The sequence below is a fragment of the Allobosea sp. FBZP-16 genome (assembly GCF_002831785.1).
GTDB lineage: Bacteria > Pseudomonadota > Alphaproteobacteria > Rhizobiales > Beijerinckiaceae > Allobosea > Allobosea lupini.
In genome coordinates this window covers 20,138-21,644 of record NZ_LNCQ01000017.1, presented here as the reverse complement: position 1 = coordinate 21,644, position 1,507 = coordinate 20,138, and the positions used below count along the sequence as shown (strand labels likewise).

General features: G+C 61.8%; 4 protein-coding genes and 1 pseudogene. 3 read left to right on the top strand and 2 right to left on the bottom strand.

Going from position 1 to position 1,507, the window contains the following annotated elements; genetic code table 11:
* The 3 genes and pseudogenes from CXY91_RS05780 to CXY91_RS05770 form a co-directional block, all read left to right on the top strand.
* Positions 1 to 254 (top strand): annotated as a pseudogene (locus CXY91_RS05780) (NUDIX hydrolase); the annotation flags it as partial.
* A 156-nt stretch (positions 255 to 410) separates the two neighbouring features.
* Positions 411 to 578 (top strand): 50S ribosomal protein L33, encoded by a 168-nt coding sequence (gene rpmG, locus CXY91_RS05775; RefSeq protein WP_091828458.1) that lies wholly within the window; start codon positions 411 to 413, stop codon positions 576 to 578.
* Between the two features lie 166 nt (positions 579 to 744).
* A complete protein-coding gene (locus tag CXY91_RS05770; protein WP_100959646.1) occupies positions 745 to 948 on the top strand; it encodes a hypothetical protein in 204 nt (67 codons plus the stop codon).
* A 48-nt stretch (positions 949 to 996) separates the two neighbouring features.
* Here CXY91_RS05770 and CXY91_RS05765 read toward each other — a convergent pair whose 3' ends face one another.
* Together CXY91_RS05765 and CXY91_RS05760 are read right to left on the bottom strand one after the other, a co-directional pair.
* Positions 997 to 1,188 (bottom strand): hypothetical protein, encoded by a 192-nt coding sequence (locus tag CXY91_RS05765; RefSeq protein ID WP_100959645.1) that lies wholly within the window; start codon positions 1,186 to 1,188, stop codon positions 997 to 999.
* A 93-nt stretch (positions 1,189 to 1,281) separates the two neighbouring features.
* The coding region (locus CXY91_RS05760; protein WP_158673277.1) for an autotransporter-associated beta strand repeat-containing protein at positions 1,282 to 1,507 on the bottom strand (226 nt) is incomplete at its 5' end.

Here is a 1,507-nt window from a genome sequence, read left to right as displayed (position 1 = left end):
GCTTCGACACCCGCTTCTTCGCCGTCGACGCCCGCGCCGTCGCCGGCAAGGTCGAGGGCGTGATCGGCCCCGATTCGGAGCTCACCGACCTCGTCTCCGTCACCTTCGACGAAGCGCGCGAACTCGACCTGCCGACCATCACCAAGGTGATCATCGCCGAGGTCGAGGAGCGGCTGAAAGCCGGATTTGCCCCATATCTGCCGGTTCCGTTCTACTGGGAGAAGCGCGGCAACTTCGTGCGCGAGCTGCTCTGACGCCTTGGGGCAGCGGAAAATCCGTATGCCCGCCCGATATTCCTTGACTTACCCACGCCGATACGGCATTCCCCGCCCATCGGATTGCCGGGCTCGCCCGGCCATTTTGTTTTCTGCGCGGGCCGACGGCGGCCCCATCTATTCGAGGGCTCCGCCATGGCCAAGGCCGTGACCATCAAGATCAAGCTCATCTCGACCGCGGACACCGGGTACTTCTACGTGACCAAGAAGAACTCGCGGACCATGACCGAGAAGATGTCGAAGAAGAAGTACGACCCGGTCGCGCGCAAGCACGTCGAGTTCAAGGAAACCAAGATCAAGTGAGGCGTTTCGCCTAACTGCTTGACTGGTTTAGAAAAACCGCCCTTCTCAGGGCGGTTTTTTCGTTTTGGGCAGGGCATAACCCTAACCTGTTTGGGGGATTGTGTCGGTTTTACCCGCCTGCTTTCCTGAGCCGAGACGCCTTCAGCTACCAGTGGGGAGTATCCGCATGAAAACGCTGCGTTCGGCCATCGCCTTGAGCCTGTTCTGCACACCCCTCCTGATAGCCGATGCAATGGCAGCCAAGCGCCCTGCCGATGACCCGCGCCGTAAGTGCCGCGAGGCCATTCAGAAGAGCCAGGGGCTCGGCAAGGATGCTAAGGTGTCGCGCAAGGCCATCGACCAGTGCGTCGCCAATGGCGGGCAGAACTGAGCCTGACCATTCGCTGCAGCGCGGCGTGCCCAGCCACCACCTGCGGCGTCATCCTTCTCCGGCCGAGCGCTCTTTCAGCAGCTCGTTGAGGCGATCCTGCTTCTCGTTGAGCAGATCCGACAATCTCTCTTCGCTCCCGGAGCCGGATGCGGCGGCAGCCTGTTCCGTCAGGTCGGAAATTTGTCGGCGCAGGAGCGCAATCAGATCGTCCAGCGCTTCGTGATTGCCGTTTTCCGCCATGGCTGCTGTCTCCATTCTTAACGACGGGCCATGATGACCTGCAGGCGACGATCGCGAGGTGGGACCGTGGCTGCCATCCGATAACTCGGCAGCTCACAGATTTGCTCCATAGCGACGCAAATTCAATCGGCGCATTCGCGCCGGCGGCTCCCTCTTCAGAACCGCATCTCGACGCGTCCCTTGAGGGTAGACGGACAGCGAGCCCGCTTCGACCGAGGTCTGGCCGGTGAGGCTGCTCGAACCCGTGAAGGTGACGACGCCGCTACCGCGCTTGGTGACGGAGCCAGACCGGACACCGGCGCAAGTTCCGTATTGCTCT

What these genes read in the sequence shown, in the direction of transcription:
- rpmG (WP_091828458.1), top strand. Translation starts at nt 411, where the DNA reads ATGGCCAAGGCCGTGACCATCAAGATCAAGCTCATCTCGACCGCGGAC.
- CXY91_RS05770 (WP_100959646.1), top strand. Translation starts at nt 745, where the DNA reads ATGAAAACGCTGCGTTCGGCCATCGCCTTGAGCCTGTTCTGCACACCC.
- CXY91_RS05765 (WP_100959645.1), bottom strand. Translation starts at nt 1,188, where the DNA reads ATGGCGGAAAACGGCAATCACGAAGCGCTGGACGATCTGATTGCGCTC.